General features: G+C 69.6%; 18 protein-coding genes. 10 read left to right on the top strand and 8 right to left on the bottom strand.

What is annotated here, in order from left to right; genetic code table 11:
• Nucleotides 1-179 precede the first annotated feature (179 nt).
• The gene (locus ABZ027_RS18680) at nucleotides 180-1,559 is read left to right on the top strand and encodes an MFS transporter (RefSeq protein ID WP_356769578.1); all 1,380 of its coding nucleotides are present in this window, start codon (nucleotides 180-182) and stop codon (nucleotides 1,557-1,559) included.
• A gap of 12 nt (nucleotides 1,560-1,571) precedes the next feature.
• On the opposite strand, the gene ABZ027_RS18675 is transcribed toward ABZ027_RS18680, so the two are convergent.
• From ABZ027_RS18675 to ABZ027_RS18655, 5 genes are all read right to left on the bottom strand, one after another.
• Nucleotides 1,572-2,453 (bottom strand): endonuclease/exonuclease/phosphatase family protein, encoded by an 882-nt coding sequence (locus tag ABZ027_RS18675; protein WP_356769544.1) that lies wholly within the window; start codon nucleotides 2,451-2,453, stop codon nucleotides 1,572-1,574.
• Between the two features lie 59 nt (nucleotides 2,454-2,512).
• Nucleotides 2,513-7,207 (bottom strand): Ig-like domain repeat protein, encoded by a 4,695-nt coding sequence (locus tag ABZ027_RS18670; protein ID WP_356769542.1) that lies wholly within the window; start codon nucleotides 7,205-7,207, stop codon nucleotides 2,513-2,515.
• A gap of 528 nt (nucleotides 7,208-7,735) precedes the next feature.
• Complete coding sequence (locus tag ABZ027_RS18665; RefSeq protein ID WP_356769540.1) at nucleotides 7,736-8,551, bottom strand: DUF899 domain-containing protein; 816 nt, start codon at nucleotides 8,549-8,551, stop codon at nucleotides 7,736-7,738.
• Nucleotides 8,552-8,747: 196 nt separating this feature from the next.
• On the bottom strand, nucleotides 8,748-9,170 hold the full coding sequence (locus ABZ027_RS18660) for a heme-binding protein (protein WP_356769538.1): 423 nt from the start codon (nucleotides 9,168-9,170) through the stop codon (nucleotides 8,748-8,750).
• 131 nt (nucleotides 9,171-9,301) lie between these two features.
• A complete protein-coding gene (locus ABZ027_RS18655) occupies nucleotides 9,302-9,943 on the bottom strand; it encodes a TetR/AcrR family transcriptional regulator (RefSeq protein ID WP_356769536.1) in 642 nt (213 codons plus the stop codon).
• 339 nt (nucleotides 9,944-10,282) lie between these two features.
• On the opposite strand from ABZ027_RS18655, the gene ABZ027_RS18650 reads away from it, so the two are divergent.
• From ABZ027_RS18650 to ABZ027_RS18610, 9 genes are all read left to right on the top strand, one after another.
• Nucleotides 10,283-11,581 (top strand): Rieske 2Fe-2S domain-containing protein, encoded by a 1,299-nt coding sequence (locus ABZ027_RS18650; RefSeq protein ID WP_356769534.1) that lies wholly within the window; start codon nucleotides 10,283-10,285, stop codon nucleotides 11,579-11,581.
• A 9-nt stretch (nucleotides 11,582-11,590) separates the two neighbouring features.
• Nucleotides 11,591-12,553, top strand: a complete 963-nt coding sequence (locus tag ABZ027_RS18645) for a PDR/VanB family oxidoreductase (protein WP_356769532.1) — start codon at nucleotides 11,591-11,593, stop codon at nucleotides 12,551-12,553.
• Entirely contained in the window at nucleotides 12,550-12,954 is a 405-nt protein-coding gene (locus ABZ027_RS18640) for a nuclear transport factor 2 family protein (protein ID WP_356769530.1), read from the top strand. Before ABZ027_RS18645 ends, ABZ027_RS18640 begins: the two co-directional genes overlap by 4 nt.
• A gap of 142 nt (nucleotides 12,955-13,096) precedes the next feature.
• Nucleotides 13,097-14,587: an aldehyde dehydrogenase gene (locus ABZ027_RS18635; RefSeq protein ID WP_356769528.1), complete on the top strand. Its 1,491-nt coding sequence runs from the start codon at nucleotides 13,097-13,099 to the stop codon at nucleotides 14,585-14,587.
• 235 nt (nucleotides 14,588-14,822) lie between these two features.
• Complete coding sequence (locus ABZ027_RS18630; RefSeq protein ID WP_356769526.1) at nucleotides 14,823-15,419, top strand: nuclear transport factor 2 family protein; 597 nt, start codon at nucleotides 14,823-14,825, stop codon at nucleotides 15,417-15,419.
• A 51-nt stretch (nucleotides 15,420-15,470) separates the two neighbouring features.
• A complete protein-coding gene (locus ABZ027_RS18625; protein WP_356769524.1) occupies nucleotides 15,471-16,526 on the top strand; it encodes a maleylacetate reductase in 1,056 nt (351 codons plus the stop codon).
• Between the two features lie 11 nt (nucleotides 16,527-16,537).
• Nucleotides 16,538-17,476, top strand: a complete 939-nt coding sequence (locus tag ABZ027_RS18620; protein ID WP_356769522.1) for an intradiol ring-cleavage dioxygenase — start codon at nucleotides 16,538-16,540, stop codon at nucleotides 17,474-17,476.
• Nucleotides 17,477-17,692: 216 nt separating this feature from the next.
• On the top strand, nucleotides 17,693-18,322 hold the full coding sequence (locus ABZ027_RS18615) for a TetR/AcrR family transcriptional regulator (protein ID WP_356769520.1): 630 nt from the start codon (nucleotides 17,693-17,695) through the stop codon (nucleotides 18,320-18,322).
• Between the two features lie 72 nt (nucleotides 18,323-18,394).
• Nucleotides 18,395-18,982, top strand: coding sequence for a GNAT family N-acetyltransferase (locus tag ABZ027_RS18610; protein WP_356769518.1), 588 nt, complete (start codon nucleotides 18,395-18,397; stop codon nucleotides 18,980-18,982).
• A 153-nt stretch (nucleotides 18,983-19,135) separates the two neighbouring features.
• On the opposite strand, the gene infA is transcribed toward ABZ027_RS18610, so the two are convergent.
• From infA to ABZ027_RS18595, 3 genes are all read right to left on the bottom strand, one after another.
• Nucleotides 19,136-19,360, bottom strand: coding sequence for a translation initiation factor IF-1 (infA, locus tag ABZ027_RS18605; RefSeq protein WP_356769516.1), 225 nt, complete (start codon nucleotides 19,358-19,360; stop codon nucleotides 19,136-19,138).
• Nucleotides 19,357-20,148 carry a GNAT family N-acetyltransferase gene (locus ABZ027_RS18600; RefSeq protein WP_356769514.1) on the bottom strand — a complete coding sequence of 264 codons (792 nt, stop codon included), beginning with the start codon at nucleotides 20,146-20,148 and terminating at the stop codon, nucleotides 19,357-19,359. Before ABZ027_RS18600 ends, infA begins: the two co-directional genes overlap by 4 nt.
• Before the next feature lie 269 nt (nucleotides 20,149-20,417).
• The gene (locus ABZ027_RS18595; RefSeq protein WP_356769513.1) at nucleotides 20,418-20,798 is read right to left on the bottom strand and encodes a metalloregulator ArsR/SmtB family transcription factor; all 381 of its coding nucleotides are present in this window, start codon (nucleotides 20,796-20,798) and stop codon (nucleotides 20,418-20,420) included.
• Nucleotides 20,799-20,883 lie beyond the last annotated feature (85 nt).

The following is a 20,883-nucleotide window of genomic DNA, read 5'->3' as shown; positions in this document are numbered from 1 at the left end:
GTCGCGGCCATGGTGATCGTGGGGGCTTGGGGATGGTTGGTTCGACGTTCGGACGCGGGTGATGTGGTGGGGCGTGCGCGGTGTGTGCGACGGACGGCGTCCGTTCGTGCTGAGCCGCAGATGACCGAGCCGTTCACCGCATGAAGAGCGCACGGGTCTCCACCATCCCCGAGGGCCGCATGAGTGGACGAGCCTGGGCCCTGCTGCTCGTCCTGTGCGGAACGATCTTCCTTGAGGGCAGCGACGTCGCGATGCTGGCCGTTGCCCTCCCCACCATCCGAGCCGACCTCGGCCTGACCACGGGCACCGCGGCCTGGGTGATGAGTGGCTATGTGCTCGGCTACGCCGGTTTCACCCTGCTCGGAGGCCGCGCGGCCGATCTGCTGGGCAGGCGGCGGATGTTCCTCACCTGGCTGGGTGTCTTCCTGGTCTTCTCCGTGCTGGGTGGCTTCGCGACCGACGGCTGGATGCTGGTCGTGGCCCGGTTCGTCACCGGCGTGGCGGCGGCCTTCATGACCCCCGCCGCCATGTCGATCATCACGACGTCGTATCCGGAGGGGCCGCAGCGGGACAAGGCTCTGCTGGTCTTCGCCGGCGTCGGCGCCGGCGGCTTCTCGCTGGGCCTCGTCATCGGGGGGCTGCTGACCGAACTCGGCTGGCGCTGGGTGTTCTTCGCCCCGGTGTTCCTGACCGGGGCCATCCTGCTCGCGGCGCTCAGGCTGCTGCCGGCCGAGGCCCGCCCCGAGCCCGCACAGCGCGGCTACGACCTGCTCGGCGCGGCCACCGCCGCCGCCGCGATGCTGCTGCTCGCCTACGGCATCATCCGGCTCGAACACCGCGGGGAAGGGCTCGGGCCGGCTCTTGGCGCGTTCGCCGCCGGGCTGGCGCTGGTGGCGACGTTCATCGCGGTCGAACGGCGCGCCGCGGCACCGCTCGTCCGGCTGGGGATCTTCCGCAAGACCGCGATGGTGCGGGCCGACCTGGCCGCGCTGCTCTTCCTGGGCGCGTTCTTCGGCTTCCAGTTCATCGTCACGCTCTACTTGCAGGAGTTGCGCGGCTGGTCCTCCCTGCAGGCCGCGATCGCTCTGATCGCCATGGGCTGCGACGCCGTGCTGGCGCCCACTCTCACCCCACGCCTGGTGAACCGCTACGGCAATGGCCGGGTGATCTTCGGCGGCTTCCTGCTGGCGATCGTGGCCTACGGGCTCTTCCTGCCCGTCGAGATGGACTGGTCGTACGCGGCGATGTTCCCGAGCCTGATCATCGCGGGCGTCGCCTTCGCTCTCGCCTACGGTCCACTCACCATCACGGCGACCGACAGCGTGACCGAGGAGGAACAGGGCCTGGCCGGCGGGCTGCTGTACACGTGCACCCAGTTCGGCTCCGCGGTCGGGATCTCCGCGGTGACCGCGGTGTACGGCGTCGCCGCGTCGGGCGCCGACGGGTCACCGGGCTCGGTGCTGGACGCCTACCGCACGGCGCTTGTCGTCCCGGTGGTCATGGTGCTGCTCGGAGCGGCCGTCTCCGCCTTCGGTCTGCGCGGCGCCAGGCCCCGTTGAATCGCGAGCGCTTCACGTCGGATTCAGGTCGGTGTACAGCAGGTGGTGGTCCGAGTACGGGGTGGGTCGCACACGGTGCTCGAGCGGGGCGATGCCTCGCAGGAAGACGTAGTCGAACTTGCTCTGCCAGTCGGTGGTCGGCTCGCAGGTGCCGACGGGCGAGGGATGACACTGCGGGTCTGTGTCCGCGGCCAGTTCCCACATGGGGGTGAGTTCGGGAGCGTCCGGCACGGCGTTGAAGTCGCCGAGAACGATCGCGCGCTCATGCCGGGCGACTTCTGCGGCGAGTACGCCAATCTGCTGTGCTCGGACGGATTCTTGACGCCGTTGGGCGAGGTGTGTGTTGAAGACCCGGACGGACCGGCCACCCACCATGGTGGTGACTGCCATGTATCCGCGGTCCTCGGATCCACCGTCGGGGTATTCCACCTCGACGCGGTCTGTCATCGGGGCGGCCGTGAGGAGCGCCTGGCCGAAGCCTCCCGGGTTCCACGGCGCTCCCCCGCAGCGGCCCCAACTCCGAAGAGCCGACCCGTACTCGACGTGGTACACCAGACCGTAGAAGCGCTTCAGATAGTCCCGGATCCTCTCGACGTCGCGAACGCACGCTTCCTGCATCCCGATGACCTGGGGCGCGTACGTGGCGATCTCCGCTGCCCGGTCCACGTTGCTCACCTCGCAGGGGTTGCAGAGGTTCCACGTCATGACCCGGTTCGGTACGACATCCGTGACGGCGTCGACGGGCAGCGACCTGACGAAGAGGGCACTGCTCGGTGCGCTGGGGCCCAGGAGCACGACGCAGACCACGGTCATGGCGGCCGCGAGCAATCGCGTACCCCTTGCGAACACCATCGCCTCCTCGTTGTGGATGCACATGGCATCTGACGTCTCCATGCACGAGGTTATGGGACGGAGTTGGCAGCGACACACGCTTCCGCGTGATGGGCGCCAAGTCAGGGCGCGACGGTATGCGTGTCGGTGCCGCTGGAACTGGCGAAGTCCGCGCTGCCGGTGTAGGCGACGGTGACGGGGTGGGTGCCAACGTTCAGGGTGCCGATGGCTGTGCCGGCGGTCCCGTTCACGAGAGGGAGGGTGACGGGTGAGCGTTTGCCGATGGTGAAGGTGACAGAGCCGGTGGGGGTGCCCGCTCCCGGCGCGACGGCTGTGACGGTCGCTGTCACGGTTGCATCCTGTCCCGGGCGCGACGGGTCCGGGGAGGAGACGACCGTGGTGGCTGACAGTGCCCGGTCCACGGTGTGCGGGTCGGTTCCGCTGGACCCGGCGAAGCTGTTGCTGCCGGTGTAGGTGGCAGTGACGGTGAACAGGCCGTTGGACCTTGCGGTGTAGGGGCGGGTGGCGGTGGCGGTGCCGCCGGTCAGGGTGGCGGTGACGGGGGCGGTGCCGTCCCCGAAGTCGAACGCGATCGTGCCGGTGGGGGTGCCCGCTCCGGGAGCGACGGGCGCGACGGTGGCGGTGAACGTCACCGGCTGACCCACTACCGACGGATCCGGCGACGAACCCACCGCCGTGATCGTCGACGCCCGGTTCACGGTGTGCGTGTCCGTGCCGCTCGAGCCGGCGAAGTCGGCGCTTGCGCTGTAGGTCGCCGTGACCGTGTACGGGCTGCCGGCTCTGTTCGCGTAGAGACGGGTGGCGGTGGCGGTGCCGCCGGTCAAGGGAGTGGTGACGGGGGCGGTGCCGTCCCCGAAGTCGAACGCGATCGTGCCGGTGGGAGTACCCGCCCCGGGAGCGACGGGCGCGACGGTGGCGGTGAACGTCACCGGCTGACCCACCACCGACGGATCCGGCGACGAACCCACCATCGTGCTCGTCGACGCCCGGTTCACCGTGTGCGTGTCCGTGCCGCTCGAGGCGGCGAACGCTGATGTCTCGTCGTAGGTGGCGGTGACCGTGTAGGGGCTGCCGGCCCTGGCGGTATGGGCGTGGGTGGCGGTGGCGGTGCCATTTGTCAGGGTGACGGTGATCTGGGGGGTTCCGTCGCCGAAGTTCAAGGTGACGGTGCCGGTGGGGGCGCCCGCCCCGGGGGCGACGGGCGTGACCGTGGCGGTGAACGTCACCGGCTGGCCCACCACCGACGGATCCGGCGACGAACCCACCGTCGTGCTCGTCGACGCCCGATTCACGGTGTGCGTCTCCGTGCCGCTGGAGGAGACGAAGTCCGTGTCACCGCTGTACGTGGCGGTGACCGTTGCGGGGACGTCTCTCCGGTCGGTGTAAGCACGTGTGACGGTGGCGGTGTCGCCGGTCAACGGAGCGGTGACCGGGGTGGTGCCGTCGCCGAAGTTGAAGGTGACGGTGCCAGTGGGGGTGCCCGCCCCGGGGGCGACGGGCGCGACCGTGGCGGTGAAGGTCACCGGCTGGCCCACCACCGTGGGATCCGGCGACGAACCCACCGTCGTGCTCGTCGGCGCCCGATTCACGGTGTGCGTCTCCGTGCCGCTGGAGGGGACGAAGTCCGTGTCACCGCTGTAGGTGGCGGTGACCGCATACGGGCTGCCGGCCCTGTTGGCGAAGACGTGGGTGACGGTGGCGGTGCCGCCGGTCAGGGTGGCTGCGACCGGGGCGGTGCCGTCCCCGAAGTCGAACGCCATCGTGCCGGTGGGGGTGCCCTCTCCTGGGGCCAGAGCTGCGACCGTCGCGGTGAAGGTGACACTGTCGCCGACCACCGATGGGTCCGGCGACGAGGTGACGGTGGTGAGGGTCAGTGCCCGGCGCACCCTGTGAGTGTCTGTCGCGGTGGAGCCGGTGAAGTCCGCGTCGCCGTCGTAGGTCGCGGTGAGCGGATACGCGCTGACGGCGGCGCTCGTGTAGGTGTGGGTGGTCGAGGCCGAGGCCTCGGTGAGCGGCAGAGTGACGGGGTCGCTGCCATCGCCGAAGTCGAGGGTGACGCTGCCAGTGGGGGTGCCCGCCCCGGGGTCTTCGACTGTGACGGTGAGGGTGAAGGTGACCGGCTCCCCCACGACGGACGGATCCGGTGCGGAGGCCACCGCGATGCCCGTCGGCGCCTGGTCCACGGTGTGGGTGGCCGTCGTGGTGGAGCCGGCGAAGTTCTCGCCGTCGTCGTAGGTGGCGGTGACCGTGTACGGGCCGCCGGTCGCGGTGGCGTAAGCGTGAGCGATCACGGCGGTGCCGTCGTCGACAGGGGCTGCGGCCGCCGCCGTACCGTCCCCGAAGTCGAAGATCACTGTGCCCGTGGGGACGTCGGCCTGCGCGGTGTCCGCGGTGACGATCGCGGTGAAGGTGACCGGCTGGCCCGTCACGGACGGCTCGGGTGAGGAGCTGAGCGTGGTGGACGTGGGGGCCGCGTTCACCGTCTGGAGGTCGTTCCCCGCGGAGGAGCTGAACGCTCCGTCGTCGCTGGTGTAGAGGGCGATGACCGGGTAGGGGCTGCCGGTTGCGGAAGTGTAGGTGTGGCTGACGGCGGCGATCCCGCCGGACACGGGTGCCTGCACGGACGGCGTGCCGTCGCCGAAGTCGAAGGTGACGGCGCCGGTGGGGGTACCGGCCCCGTCGGCTGGTGCGACCGTGGCGGTGAAGGTCACCGACTGCCAGGTCGTCGACGGCTCCGGTGCGGAGACCACGGTCGTGGTGCTGGCCTGGACATCGGAGCGCACCCGGTGGGTGCGGACGTCGCCGGAAGGGGCGAAGTCGGTGTCGCCACTGTAGGAAGCGGTGATCGTGTACGTGGCCTCGGTGGCGGGGTACGTGTGGGTGACCGTGGCCAGACCGTTCACCAGGGTCTCAACGACGGCCGGAGTGCCGTCGCCGAATTCGACGGTCACCGTGCCCGTGGGCTGCCCGGCGCCGGGGGCGACCACGATGACCCGCGTGGTGACCGTCGCCGGTGTGTCGGGGTTGGAGGGCTCCGGGGAGGACAGGACGGTCGTCGCCGTCACCGCCTGCGCCACGGTCTGCTCCGCGGTGTCCGACGACGGGGCGAAGTCGTCGTCCCCGCTGTAGGCGGCGGTGACCGTGTACGGGCTGCCGGCAGTGGTGGTGTAGGTGTGCGTCGCCGTCGCCAGTCCATCCACCACCAGTGGCGTGACCGGGACGGTGTCGTCACCGAAGTCGAACCAGACGGTGCCCGTGGGCATGCCGACCACGGGAGGTGCCGGAGCGACGGCCGCGGTGAAGATGACCGGTTCACCGACGACGGGCAGTTCCAAGGAGGAACTCAGTGTGGTGGTCGTCGGCGGGTCGAGGTAGGTGTAGTCGGGGCCGATGGCGGTGCCGCCCAAGGTGGTCACGAGTACCGGAACACTGATGGTGCGCCCTGGCGGGGCGGGGGGCGCGGGGGGCGCGGTGAGGACGAGTTGGGCGTCGGAGACCACGGTCGGGTACACGCTGATGGTCCCGATCCGTACTTCCTGGGTGGTGTACAGGCCGATGCCGGTGACGGTGACGGTGTTGCCGCCCTCGTTCGGCCCGGTGGTGGGGGAGACCGCCCGGATCCGTGGGGGCTGCAGGTAGAAGAACGTCCCGATCATGTAGGCGACGCCCGCGAGGGTCACGGTGACCGGGACCGCACCAGTGCCGGCGGGGGTGACGGCAGCGATGGTGAAATCGTCCACCACCGAGAACGAAACGGCCGGCCGGCCTTCGAACCGTAACTGGGTGGCACCGGTGAAGCCGCGTCCGCTGAGGATGACCGTGGTACCACCACCGTTGGCCCCCTGGTCGGGTGAGACGGGCACCGGAATGTTCAGCACGGTGACCGTGTCGGCACCGCTGTCGGCCACGTAGATGTGGCGGCTGTCGCGAGTGACGGCGAGCCCCCTGGGCGCGCTGAGCCCGCTGACGGTGGCGGCCCGGGCGTTGGTGGCCAGGTTGATCGCCGTGACCGAGCCGGAGCCGCTTTCGGTGACATAAGCCAGCGCGCCACGGGAGCCGACGGCCAGGGAGACGGGAGCGTCGAAGCCGCTGATCGTGGTGGCCACTCGGTACGTGGTGGTGTCCACGACGCTGACCAGGCCGCTGCCGTGGTCGGCGACGTACAGCCGCTGCCCGTCCGGGGTGACGGCAAGACCCCACGGCTGCGCGAATCCCCCGATGCCGGCGACGGCCGTGTTCGTATCGGTGTCGACGACGGTGATCGTGCCGTCGCCGAAGTTGCTGACGTACGCGTAAGGGGCGTCCGGGGAGAACGCGATCTCGTACGGAGTGCTGCCCACCGCCACACTTGTGACGACCGCCCGCGTGGCGGTGTCCAGCACCACCAGGCTGTCGGTGTCCTGGCTGACCACGTAGGCACGGGTGCCGTCCGGGGAAAAGCCGAGGCCCGCCGGTGCGGAGATGCCGCCGATCGTCGCGGTGACGGCGTTCATCGCGGTGTCGATCACGCTGACCGTCCCGGAAACGGAGTTGCCGGCATAGGCCTGCGTCCCGGCCGGATTGACCGCAACTCCCCACGGGCCGACCCCCACCGGGACAGTGGCGGTGACAGACCGGGAGACGGTGTCCAGGGCGCTGACCGTGCCCGAGCCGAAGTTCGTGACATAACCGGCCCGCCCCAGGCGGGCGATGGCGATACCGGTGGGGCTGTCGCCCACCGGGATGGTGGCGATCGGGTCAGCGGTAACCATGACGCTCACAGCACGCAGCCGCGCATGCAACAGTTCGATGGACACGGGCAACTCCCTCCTCCTGTGGGACGGGACTTCGAACCGGGGCGCCCGCTCATCACGTCGGGCAGGTTTCTGAAGGGCCACACGCCCACCTCGCGGTGGCACGTGGGCCTGTCGCCGGAGGGAGGATCAGATGCCGGGCCGGCGACGTACGTGAACGCGCCGACCGCCGTGTCCGACCCGGCGGACTCACAGGGACATGACCATCACGCGGTCAACGCTGCCCGGCTGAGGAAGAGGAACAGAGGCAATGCGCGGCCGCGGACACGGCCGAGCGCACAGCAGCACCCCGGCGCCTCCTGTGGGCAAAGAGAAAACCGGCAACAACTGCCCGTCTCAACGTCCCCCGGCACGGGGATGGGCAGCCCGCCGGTTCACCCTCTCAGTACCCCACACGGCCCATCGGGTGACAAGAACGCACCCGCCTCAATCACCCGAACGAGGTACCACCTGCTTCAGGCCGCGCTTCAAAGCAGGCCGGCTCGCCGACGCGGCCGAACACGCCGATCGGGTGACGCCTACGTCTCCGGGTCAGTGGTGGTGGCCGTGCCGGCCGAGGGTCTCCACGGGGGTCGCGCCGGGGCGGGTCCACTGCGGCACGGGCCGGCTGGTCGGGCCCCAGGTGGCGACGCCGTCGGCGTCCGAGCGCCAGTACCAGCACGCCTGGCCGCCCTCGGACGGGTACCCCGTGCGGACATCGCCGATCACGGGCCAACCTTCGGGGTTGTCCTCCCACGCCTCGCCGCGGCCGTAGGGCGTCATGTCGAGCAGGGCGAGGGACCCGTTGACGGGTTCGTTGCCACGGCCCGTCGTGGAGTAGGTGAGGAACACGCGGTCACCGTCGCGCAGGAAACAGGCGAGGTAGCCCATTTCTCCGCCGACCGGCGCTCCCACGCCCCGCACCGAGTACCAGGGCTGGGTGTACCCCATGAACTCGACGTAGGAGGACACCTCGTCCCACGGGCCGGTGGTCAGGACGGCGAACGAGACGCCGCGGGCGTTGAGGTAGACGGCGTCCTTCACATGCCAGGCCGTGGTGGTGCAGCCCTCGCACTGCCCCTGGTGCGGCGCGCCGTCGTACCACATGTGCTGGTAGACGACGAGCTCGTCGCGGCCCTGGAACAGGTCCAGGAACGGGACCGAGCCATCCGGTCCGACGACTTCGACCGTCCCGTCGATTTCCACCATCGGCAGCCGGCGACGGGCCGCGGCGATGGCGTCGCCCTCATGGGTGTGGGCCTTCTCCCGGACCAACAGCTCGTCGCGGGCGGTCTGCCAGGTGGCCAGGTCGACGACGGGCGGGCGGCCGGGCAGCGCGGTGGTCGGGTCGTCCGGTGTGGTCGTCATGGTGTCCTCCATGGGTGTCTCATGCCGGGCAGCGTCATACGACGCCCTACGACGGTCACAGACACAGACTCCAGACCCGGCGGAAACTCATCGCGGCAGGGGCACCTCGGCCGAGCCGCACGGGCCCGTCGGCCTGACACCATGGGGAAAGATCTTCGCGACGATGACCAGGAGGAGGGTCTACCAGGAGGAAGCTCTACCCGACGATCTTCGCGACGGAATCGCGAGCCTGGTTCGCGACGCGGTCGTCAGTGGTGTCGTCCGCCCCACCCACGCCGATGGCGCCGATGACCTCCCCCTCGGCCGTCACGATCGGTACGCCGCCGGCGACCGGCAGAAGGTTGGAATCGACCAGGTGGGGAGGCGCCACCTGCATCTGGGGGGACGCGGCGAAGGCCGCGAACTGGGCCGTGGGGACACCGCTCACGGCCGAGGTGTAGGCCTTGCGTCGCGCGGTCTCCACGCCGAGAAGGCCAACACCGTCGTCGCTGAGCAGAACCTTGGTGACGCCACTCCGGTTGACCACGACGGCGCACACCCGGTGCCCGCCGGCCCTTCCTGCTTCCAGAGCGGCGACTGCGGCGCCGTGCGCGATCTCGTAGCTGAGCGGCTCTCGCATCGAGAGGTTCTTCCTTCCCTTGTCGACCGAACGGTCAACCGGACGACTTCCGTGGAGCCCGCCCAGTATGTCGCCGCCCGACGCGAATGTGAAGCGTGAATCGCATTCACATCAGCTCGCGGCTTCAGGGCTCACCGCGCCGACACTCCGAGCAGGTAGAGGCACGAAACGGTCACTAGCTCCTCGGTGAGCTGACGCCAAGTCAACGGTCGGCCGGACTCGAACCGTTCGCCGTGCAGGATGCGGTTCATGCAGGCTCCGTACACCAGGCGGTAGACGACATCCAGGCGCAACTCGGGCTCCGGGCCGTCGATCACCGGCACGACCGGCTCCAGGAACTGCCGGAACACACGGCCCGCATCGACGCTGGCCTCGGACCCGACTCGAGCCACCGCCGGATCGGTGGTACCCGCGACGATGAAGACGCGCATCAAGCGCTCGTGCGCTTCGAACGTCTCGGTGAGCCCCGCGACCGCCGAGGCGACCAGCGCGGACGGATCCGCGCGCAGCGGAGCGAAGCGGTGGATGATGTCGTCGCGAAACTGATCGATCATGTCGCGCTGCAGCGCCGCGATCAGGCGATCCTTGTCGCCGAACCGCCGGTAGACGCTGCCCACCGAGACGCCCGCCCGAGAAGCGACGGCCGCGACCGTGAGCGCCTCGGCGCCACCCTCTTCCAGGAGGGTCGTCCCTGCCTCCAGGATCCGCTGCTGGGTCAGCCGGCTGCGCGCCTGTTGCGCCGGCGGCAGATCAAGTGTCGGTTCGGTACTCACCGCCACAGCGTATACACCGTCGACATCCGGGCCGGCGGCCCCGGGACCGGACAACTGCCGTCGCACACCCGGGGCATGGGTAGCGGCGAGACCAGCTCGCGACCGAGGCCACCCGCCGGACAGGGCACTCCCCCATCGAGCGCGGCGCATGCCCGGCCGACGCGGCCCCCGCGATGCAGAGCACCTGGAAGTGACCCTTGACGCACCACCCCCGAAATGCGAATGTGAATCCACAATCCTATTAAAGGGTCGCACAGGACGGTGCTCTCGCAGGTGACCTTCCACAGCCCTGCGCCCGCCACCGTCTGTGCACCCGAGCCGCACGGGAGACACAGCACGATGACCACCACTTCAGAGGTCGACACCGGCACGGGCTACGGTCGCCCGAAGCCCTCCTACAACGCCCGTCTGCGCGAGGTCGGGCCCGGTACACCCATGGGCGAGGCGCTGCGTCGCTACTGGCACCCGATCGCCAGCTCGGACACCCTCGTCGCGGGCGCCCTGCCGCAGAAGACCCGTGTACTGGGCGAGGACCTGGTCGTCTTCCGGGACGGGCAGGGCAACCCCGGTGTCGTGTTCGAGCGCTGCACCCACCGTGGCGCCAGCCTCTTCTACGGCCGGGTCGAGGACGACGGCATCCGCTGCTGCTACCACGGCTGGAAGTTCGACGTCCAGGGTCACTGCGTCGAGCAGGCGTGCGAGCCGGGTCTCGGGCGCAGGCGCGACGCCGCCCGCCAGCCGTGGTATCCCGTCGCGGAGCGCTACGGCCTGGTCTTCGTCTACATGGGTCCGCCCGAGCTCAAGCCGGAACTCCCCCGCTACGACGCGCTGGAGAACCCCGCCGAGGACGAGAGGTACTTCGCCAGCTGGCCGGTCCCGCACGCAGCTGTCCTCGGCATGCCGGCGGACTTCAGCTGGCTCAACATCTACGAGAACTCCGCCGACCCGACGCACGTCACCTGGCTCCACTCCACGCACAGCGGCTACCAGATGCTGGGCACCGGCACCTTCGGCTACCCCGAGAACTTCTTCGACCCGGCCACCATCGCCGAGCGCCTGACGTACGAGCGCACCGACCACGGCGTGAAGTACACCCAGCGGTTCGAGGTCGAGGGCGAGGGCGGCGAGACGACCGAGTACGGCTTCGCGGTCGACCAGCACCTGCCCAACGTCTTCGGCCTGCCCGACTACGTGAAGATGACCCCCGACGGGCGGTCGGACCAGTTGCTGTGGGTCGTGCCCTCCGACGACACCAGCCACCGGGTCTTCTTCTCGATCCGCACGAACGACCCTGAGCGCATGGTCCGCTTCGTCATCGGCATCACGCAGGACGGCAGGCAGAACCACGAACTCACCGACGAGGAGCGCCAGAAGTTCCCGGGCGACACGGAGGCCCAGGGCTCGCAGGGAGCGATCACCCTGGACTCCGAGGAGACCCTGGCCACCGGGGACCGCGGCGTTGTCATGCTGCGGCGCATGCTTTTGACGATGGCCGACGATGTCGAGGCGGGGCGCGACCCCATCAACATCATCCGCGACACGTCGGAGGTCCACCACGTCGAGACCGGCCTCTTCACCCTCGGCAAGAAGCGCCCGGCGGACGAACCCACCGACGCCCCGGCCACCGCCGGCATCTGAGCGGTAACCATGAGCAACGAATGGCTCGACACCGTCGTGGACGCCCGGCACGAAGCAACCAGCCGGATCGTGGTGCTCGACCTGGTCGGTTCCGACGCCGTCGAACTCCCGGAGTTCGCCGCCGGCGCCCATGTCGACGTACTCGTGGACGGTGTCGCCGGGTTGGTGCGCCAGTACTCCCTGTGCGGGCCGCCGCACGACCGCACCCGATATCGGCTGGCCGTGCTGGCCGAGACGGCGTCGCGCGGCGGCTCGCTGGGGATGCATCGGCTCCGCAAGGGCGACCGGCTGCGGATCTCCCGTCCGCGCAACAGGTTCAAGCTCTCGGACGAGGCACGCCGCCATCTGCTGGTGGCCGGCGGCATCGGTGTCACTCCCCTGTTGGCCATGGCGCACGCGCTCGAAGCCGGCGGTGCGCACTACGAGTTGCACTACTGCGCTCGGAGCCGGGCTGATTCGGCGTTCGCGGAAGAGCTGGAGCACAACCCCCACGTTCGGCTGCACTTCGACGACGGCCCGGACGACCAGCGATTCGACGCTGCCACCGACATCGGCCGGCCCGACCCCGGAACAGCGCTCTACGTGTGTGGTCCCGGGGGCTTCATGGACTTCGTGATCTCCCGCGCACACGAAGCGGGATGGCCCCCGGAAGCGATCCACAAGGAGCGCTTCACGCCCGTGCAGGACACCGCCGCGCACGCGGCCGACGGGACGTTCACGGTGCGGCTCGCCAAGAGCGGTGGCGAGTACGAGATCAAGGAAGGCGAGAACATCCTCGACGTACTGCTGGCAGGCGGCGTCGACGCCCCTTACTCCTGCCAACAGGGAATCTGCGGTGAGTGCGTCGTGCGTGTACTCGCCGGGGAACCTGACCACCGCGATGACATCCTGACCGATCGTGAGCGCGCCGACGGCCTGTTCACCACGTGCTCGTCGCGAGCACACTCACCCGTTCTGGAGCTGGACCTATGACGACCACGTTCACCTCGACCACCGCGTCCGTCCGCGCGATCGAGCAGGCCGAGGCCGCCTGGCTGGTGGCTCTCACCGAGGGCGAAGAGGCGATGAGCGCTCTGATGCTCGAGGACGGCCGGGCCGTCCACGGGCCGGTCGGCAAGATCGACGACCGGGAGACCTTCGTCCATTTCACCTGGACCCGCCGCCGCATGGCTTTCGCGAAGGCCGAGGAACTCAGCATCACGGTACGCGGCAACACCGCGATCACCACATGCCTCCAGGAGATGCACATCTACTTCGACGAGAATCTCCCGCCGTTCCCGGTCCAGGAGGCGGTGACCCGGGTCTGGGAGGAGACCGAGGAGGGCTGGCGCCTGGCGCACATGCACCAGTCCAAGCGCATGCCGCCGGCCTGACGCCCTCGACGTCGGCCCATGAGACATCACGTCACTGTTCGATGAATGAACAAGCGGGTTCAGGCTGCGACGCCGGCCGCGCAGAGTTCGACCCAAGGTTCGTGCGGCGGCGATCGCCGCTGTTGTGGAGGTGAGGCAACACATGTCAGCCACAGAGATCGAGGCACCCACGTCCGGCGCTGTCCGGACCAGCGACCTCCTCATCGCGGGCGAGTTTGTCGCGGCCAAGGACGGCCGTTACTTCCAGACGACGGAGGCCCTCACCGGCGAACCGATAGCAAGGGTCGCGGCTGCCTCGGTCGAGGATGTCAACCTCGCGGTGGACGCGGCGGCGGCCGCCCTGCCGGAGTGGTCGAGCCTTCCGCCGGCCGCCCGACGGGCGGTGCTGGAGCGGGCCGTGGTCCTGCTCGGCGAGCGCACCGACGAGATCGTCGCCACGATGAGCCGCGAGATGGGCGCCACTCTCCCCTGGTGCGGCTTCAACGTGCACGTCGCGAAGGGCATGCTCGTCGAGGCGGCGGCCCAGGCCTACTCGGCCGTCGGCGAGGTCATCCCGTCGGACGTGCCTGGCCTCACCGCCCTCGGCGTGCGTCAGCCGGTGGGCGTCGTCGTCGGCATCGCACCGTGGAACGCCCCGCTGATCCTCGGCGTCCGCGCCATCGTGTGGCCGCTGGTGTGGGGCAACACTGTGGTGCTGAAGTCCTCCGAACAGACGCCGCTCACCCAGGCCGCCATCGCCCAGGTGCTGCACGACGCCGGCGTGCCCGCCGGAGCGGTCAACCTCATCAGCAACGCGCCCGAGGACGGTCCGGAGGTCGTCGAGGCGCTGATCGCCCACCCGGCCGTGACCCGCGTGAACTTCACCGGGTCCAGCAAGGTCGGCCGTATCATCGGCGAACTCGGCGGTCGCCACCTGACCCGTGTGGTCCTCGAACTCGGGGGCAAGGCGCCCTTCCTGGTGCTTCCTGACGCGGATCTGGAGGAGGCAGCCGCCGCGGCCAACTTCGGTGCCTTCATGAACCAGGGCGAGATCTGCATGTCGACCGAGCGCGTCATCGTCGACAGAGTCGTCGCCGACGACTTCTCCTCCCGCCTGGCCGAGCGGGCCGCCAAGCTGGTCGTCGGGCCGCCGAACGACCCCGCCTCACAGATCGGTCCGCTGGTCCACGCCGGTGCCCGCGACCAGGTGATCGCGCTGATCGAGGACGCCCGCGCCAAGGGTGCGCAGGTCCTCACCGGTGGCACGGCCGACGGCCTGTTCGTGCAGCCCACCGTGCTGCGCGGGGTCACGCCGGAGATGCGCATCTACCGCGAGGAGTCCTTCGGACCGGTGGTCTCGATCATCGAGGTGGATTCCACCGACGAAGCCGTCGCGGTCGCCAACGACACCGAGTACGGGCTGTCGGCCGCGGTCTTCGGCAAGGACGCGGCCGCGGCGCTCGACGTGGCTCGCCGGATCAAGTCCGGCGTCTGCCACATCAACAGCGCCACCGTGCACGACGAGCCGCAGATGCCCTTCGGTGGTGTCGGCGCCAGCGGCTGGGGCCGGTTCGGTTCCCGCGCCGCGCTGGAGGAGTTCACCGAGTTGCGCTGGATCACCATCCAGTCCGGATCCCGTCACTACCCCATCTGACGATGCGACGCGGTCGCACGGCGCACGTGACACGGCGTGCGCCGCGCCCCCGTGCTGTGCTCTCCTGGCTGTGGTGTCTTGCCGCGGCCTTCAGCCCGGCGGTGGCAGCTGCATGGTTCGCGGACGCCCGCGAGACAGCGGCCTCGCAGCGACTCGACCGGGAGCTGGAGGAGTTCTTCCGGTCGGTCTGACGATGCCCTCTACCAGGGGTCACCACCCCTCCAAGGAGTTGACCATGTCGCAGGCCGACCACGACCACCATGAGATCCGGCAGCTCGTCGAGAACTGGGCGCTGTGGCGCGACGCCGGGCTGTGGAGCCGCTTCGCCACGGTCTGGCATCCGCGCGACGGCTGGATGAGCGCCACCTGGTTCCAGGGAAGCGCCACCGAGTTCATCAAGGCCAGCCGTGAGGGCTTCGAGAACGGGGTCAGCATCCTCCACTTCCTGGGCGGTCACACCGCGGACATCGTCGGTGACCGAGCGATCGCCCAGACGAAGATGACTATCAACCAGCGCGCGAGCATCGACGGCGTCGAGGTCGACGTCGTCTGCACCGGCCGCTTCTACGACTTCCTCTCCCGCCACGAGGGGCGCTGGGTCCTCGTGCGCCGGCAGCCGATCTACGAGAAGGACCGGCTCGACGTCGTCGACCCGGCTCTCTCACTGAGGTTGGATCACGAGCTTCTGGATCGGTTCCCGACCGGATACCGGCACTTGGCCTACCTGCAGACCAAAGCGGGCTTCACTGTGAAGGACGGGCTGCCCGGCCTCACCGGCGCGGCAGTCGAGCGGCTGTACTGGGAAGGTACGCAATGGCTGGCCGGGTCCTGACGTGAGCCGTCACCCGCGGGCCGCCGATCCGAACGACCGAAAGAGCAAGCGATGAGGTTCACACACGAAACCCTTCCCCAGAGGGTGGTGTTCGCGGCCGGGGAGTCACCGGTCGCCGTGGCGGCGGAGGTCGAGACGCTCGGCGGTTCCAGGGTGATGCTGATCGCGTCGGACCGCGAGAGGGAGCTGGCCGACCCGATCGCCGCCAAGATCCCGGCCGTGGTGCGTCACGAGGAGGTTGTGATGCACGTGCCGGTCGAGGTGGCGCGGCGAGCCCGTCAGGCGGCGGCCGACGCGGGCGCGGACGTCCTGGTCAGCGTCGGCGGCGGCTCGACCACCGGACTGGCCAAGGCGGTGGCGATGACCACCGGGCTGCCGATCGTCGCGGTGCCCACCACGTACGCCGGTTCCGAGGCGACCAATGTGTGGGGCCTGACGGAGGGGGAGACGAAGACCACCGGTGTGGACGACAGGGTGCTGCCCGCGTCGGTCGTGTACGACGCCGGTCTGCTGACCACGCTGCCCGGCCGGATGACCGTGGCCAGTGGCCTGAACGCGATGGCGCACTGCGTGGATTCGATGTGGGCGCCACGTGCCGACCCGATCGACCGGGCGCTGGCGCAGGAGGGCATCCGCGCGCTGGCGACCGGCCTGCCGACGGTGGCCGACGACTCGACGAGCGTGGCGGGCATCGAACAGACGCTGTACGGCGCCTACCTCTCCGCGGTCGCGTTCGCCTCGGCCGGCTCGGGGATGCATCACAAGATCTGCCATGTCCTCGGCGGCATGTTCAACCTCCCGCACGCTCAGACCCACGCCGTCGTGCTGCCCTACGTGCTCGCCTTCAACGCCCCGCACGCCCCCGAGGCGGAGGCACGTGTCGCCCAGGCCTTCGGCACCCGTGCGGCGAGCGCCGGCCTGGCCGACCTGCGCCGGGTGCTGGACGCGCCCAGGGCCCTGCGTGACTACGGCATGCCCGAGGAGGGCATCGTCAAGGCGCTGGGGCCGATCAGGAAGGCGATCCCGGCCGGTAACCCCGCCCCCGTCACCGACGAGAACCTGACCGCGCTGCTGCAGGCCGCGTGGGCGGGCGACCCGATCAACTGAAGGAGGCCGTCATGGCTACCTACGTCAACCCCGGCTCGGCCCAGGCCGGTGCCCACGGCACGATCCACCGCGCGGTGTCGCCTGAGCAGCAGGCCGTCGAACAGCGGCTCGTCGACGATGTCGTGGCCTCCTTCGACGCCTGCGAGGACCCCCGGCTGAAGGAAATCATGGTCAGTCTGGTCAAGCACCTGCACTCGTTCGTCCGCGAGGTCCGACTGACCGAGGAGGAGTGGGGGACGGCGATCGATTTCCTCACCAGGGCCGGCCACATCACCGACGACGTCCGGCAGGAGTTCATCCTGCTGTCCGACACCCTCGGCGCCAGCATGCAGACCATCAACGTCAACAACCAGTCCTACCAGGGCGCCACCGAGGCGACCGTCTTCGGGCCGTTCTTCGTCGAGGACTCCCCCGCGATCGAACTCGGCGATGACATGGCCTTCGGTGCCCCCGGTGAGCCCTGCTGGGTCGAGGGCACGGTCACCGACACCGACGGCACACCGCTCGCCGGTGCGCGGATCGAGGTCTGGGAGGCCGACGAGGACGGGCTCTACGACGTGCAGTACGACGCCGGCAAGCGCGCCGGCCGGGCGCACTTCCTGTCCGCGGCCGACGGCGGCTACCGCTTCTGGGGGCTCACCCCGACGCCGTACCCCATCCCCGACGACGGCCCCGTCGGCAAGATGCTCGAAGCGGTCGGCCGCTCACCGCTGCGCGCCAGCCACCTGCACTTCATGGTGTCCCACGAGGGGGCCCGCACGCTGGTGACCCACATCTTCCCCGAGGGGGATCCGATCGGCCGCAAGGACACCGTCTTCGGTGTGAAGGACTCACTGATCAAACGGTTCGAGCGGCAGCCCGCCGGCACTCCGACGCCCGACGGTCGCGTCATCGACGGCACCTGGAGCCGGGTGCGCTTCGACATCGTCCTCGCGCCCGCGGGCGTGTGACCGCGCCCGTCTGCCTCGCGGTGGTGGCTCAGGCGTCGATCTCGACGCCGCCGACCGGAGCTCCGCCGTTCAGGACGTTCGTCACGCGCCGCTGAGCCAAGTAGCCGGGTAGGCCTGCCGGGTGGTGGCCCTGAAGCCGTGAACACCAACCACTGGTAGGTTTTGAGGCTCAGCTTCCGCGTCGGACCGACTTCCTCGAGGAGAGTGAGCGCACCCGTGGGTCAAGCAAGAGCGCGTGGGCCGTACGCCAAGACACCGGCCCGCCGAGCGGAGATCGTACGGGCCGCACGCGACAGCTTCGCCGAGAACGGCTACGCCAAAGCCTCCCTGCGCGACATCGCGGAGCGGGCCGGCATCACCCACGCCGGCCTCCTGCATCACTTCCGCAACAAGGAGGAACTCCTCGCCGAGGTGCTCGCCGACCGGGATGCCGAGGAATGGCAGCATGGCCTGGAACAGGTCGACACCCCCGACCAGCTCGCGCCCTACCTCGCCGAACTCATCCGCCACCACCAGAGCGCTCCCGAGCTGATGCGCCTGTGGATCGAGCTCGCCGCGGCGGCTTCACGGCCGGATCATCCCGCCCACCCGTACTTCGTCGAACGATACGAACGCGGCCGCACCCAGTTCGCCGAGGGATTCCATCGCAAGGAGGTCCGCGGTTCGCTGCGCGAGGGCGTCAGCCCCGAGAGCGCGGCGATCCTGTTCCATGCCGTACTCAACGGGCTCCAGTTGCAGTGGGTGTTGAACCAGGACCTCGACGTCGTCGGGCCCGTCACCGACTTCGTCCGCCTGCTGTTCGACCACGACGACGACCCGTCGCCTCAGCGCCGCGCAGGTAAGTGACGTCCCGATCAGCCGGCGAGTGGAGCCTCGAGCTCCGGTCCGGACCGTGCTGGACCGTGCGAGGATCGCGGCGTGAATGATTTACGTTTCCGCCTCGCCGACGATTCCGACCTCGCCGCTCTCGTTCGCCTGCGCGACGACGCTGCCCGCTGGATGCTGGCCCGGGGCATCACCGGCCAGTGGCAGCCCGGCGAGCTGGACGAGGACCACTTCCGACGGATCATGGCCGACGGCGAGGTCTGGCTCGCCGAGGTCGACGGCCGTCTGGCCGGGGCCTGGGAACTGTGGTGGGAGGACGAGGACGCCTGGGGGCCGCGAACGCCGGTGGCCGGGTACGTGCACCGGCTGATGGTGGACCACGGCAGCGTCCGGCCGGGGACGGGGCGTCTGCTGTTGCGAGCCGCGGAGCAACGCGTGGCCGCGGCGGGGCGTACGTTCGTGCGTCTGGACTGTCTGGCGAACAACGCGCGCCTGAACACGTACTACTTGGACGAGGGCTACCGGGTCGTCGGCCACAAGGCGGGCAAGCCGCAGCCGGGCGGTGAACCCAAGTCGTTCACACTCCTCGAGAAGAGCCTGCGGGTCGGCCAGGAGCACGGAACACCTCCGGTGGAGCCGCGTTCCCCGGGCGTACAGGCCGATGCCTCTGTGGGCTCGTGACACGATCTTGTTGACGTGCCGCACGACGACATCGCCTGGCAACTGCCGCCACCGGAGCAAGGGTTCGGTCCGAGCCGTCGTCGGGGCCCCGGTCACGAAAGACGCCGTGACCGGGGCCCCAGGATCAGCTGCCGCCGCAGCCGCCGACCACCGCTAGTTCCGGTACCGGAACACGATCCGGCCGCGCGTCAGGTCGTACGGCGGGAGCTCCACCAGCACCCGGTCCTCCAGCATGATCTTGATGTAGTTCTTGCGGATCTTCCCGCTGATGTGCGCCAGCACCTGGTGGCCGTTCTCGAGCTCCACGGTGAACATGGCGCTGCGCAGGCACTCGACGACCCTGCCCTCGACCTCGATGACGTTCCTGTTCTTCGTCATCGCACCAGCTCCAGGTTGCTGCTCATCGGTCGGGCGCCGATGCCCTCGAACAGCGCCGTGGCTGCTTGGTTGGACTCCTGGACCTCGGTCCAGGCCTCGGCGAACCCGGAGCGGTGCAGCGTCCCCAGCGCGTGGGCCAGCAACGCCCGCGCGATGCCGCGGCGCTGCTCGTCGGCCCGGACCGCGAGCAGCCCGATGCGCGGCCGGATCGGGATCACCACCCGGATCAACCCCAGGTAGCGGTCCGGCGTCGCGGCCACCGCGTACTTCGACGGGTCGACGATGGTGTCGCCTTCGGGGCGGGCGATCACCTCCGCGGGCATCGACCGCCACCCGACGGTCGCCTCGACCTCGTCACGGATCGCGCGGTCCACTGCCCGCAGCAGACTCTCGTCCACCTGACCGGCGGGCACGATCGTCACGCCCGGAGGTGGCAGTACCGCTTCGAGCCCGGTGTCACGCGGGTCGGTCGGCACGACGTACTCCCACTCGCGGCGCCGCACCGTGAAACCGGCCCGCCGCCAACCGGCCGTCAGCTCGACGTCGGCTTCGTCGACCACCGTGTACAGCGGCGCCGGCAGTTCCGCCAGCATCACCTCGGCGAGCCGGTCGAAGGTGGTCTCGTGCCAGGCGTCGATGCTGACGAACAAGCGTCCGTCGGGCCGGTGCTGCGCATGCCCGCGGCCGACCACCAGGTCGTCATCCAGCGCATGCCATTGCCTGTCCGCGACGCGCGTGATCATCACCGCGTTCTCGCTCAGGCCAGATGTAAAAGGCTTTGTGTTCATCGGAGTCTCCCTCCAGGAGTGCCTCGATCTCAGGCGCTCCTGGCGACACCGAACGTCAGCCGCCGGACCGTGACGGGTTGAGGGAGCACCCATGGGTAACTGTGTTCACGGGTCTCACCTCCATACGACGACTTCACGGTCCATCAGGACCGTAGCAGCGGGCCGCTGCCTGACTCAAAGCCTTTTCCTGAACTGACGACTGGCGCCCCAGGGAGAGGGTCTGCGCCGCCCCGCCGCCGTTCAACCTCGTTCGCGCCGACGGCGGGCCGTCAGCCGGCCACCGTCGCCGCTTCGGCCGGGACGTCGTGGAGGCCGAGCCGCAAGTGCTCCACGTGGTACAGGGCCTGTTCCAGGAGTTCGGCGACGTGGTTGTCGTAGAGGCTGTAGACGATGGAGCGGCCGTGGCGTTCGCCGGTGACCAGGCCGAGGTTGCGCAGCAGGCGAAGCTGGTGGGAGCAGGCGGACGCTTCCATGTCGACGGCTTCGGCGAGGTCACCGACGGCGCAGGGGCCCTCTTGGAGGCGGGCGAGGATCCTCAGCCGGGAGGGCGTGGCGAGGGCCTGGAGGGTGGCGGCGACGTCGGCGGTCCCGACGGCGTCCAGGCGTTCGCGGGTGGTGGCTGTGCTCTTGGCGTCCGTTCCGTGGCCCATACTGCCCATCCTAGCGGGCATGCATGAATACCTGTTCATATGTTCCTGTACGGTGGGCACAGTTGCCGTCTCCCGCCCGTGAAGG

This window comes from Streptomyces sp. NPDC006332 (assembly GCF_040612855.1).
In the GTDB taxonomy this organism is placed as follows: domain Bacteria; phylum Actinomycetota; class Actinomycetes; order Streptomycetales; family Streptomycetaceae; genus Streptomyces.
This window is presented reverse-complemented; position numbering and strand designations above follow the sequence as displayed.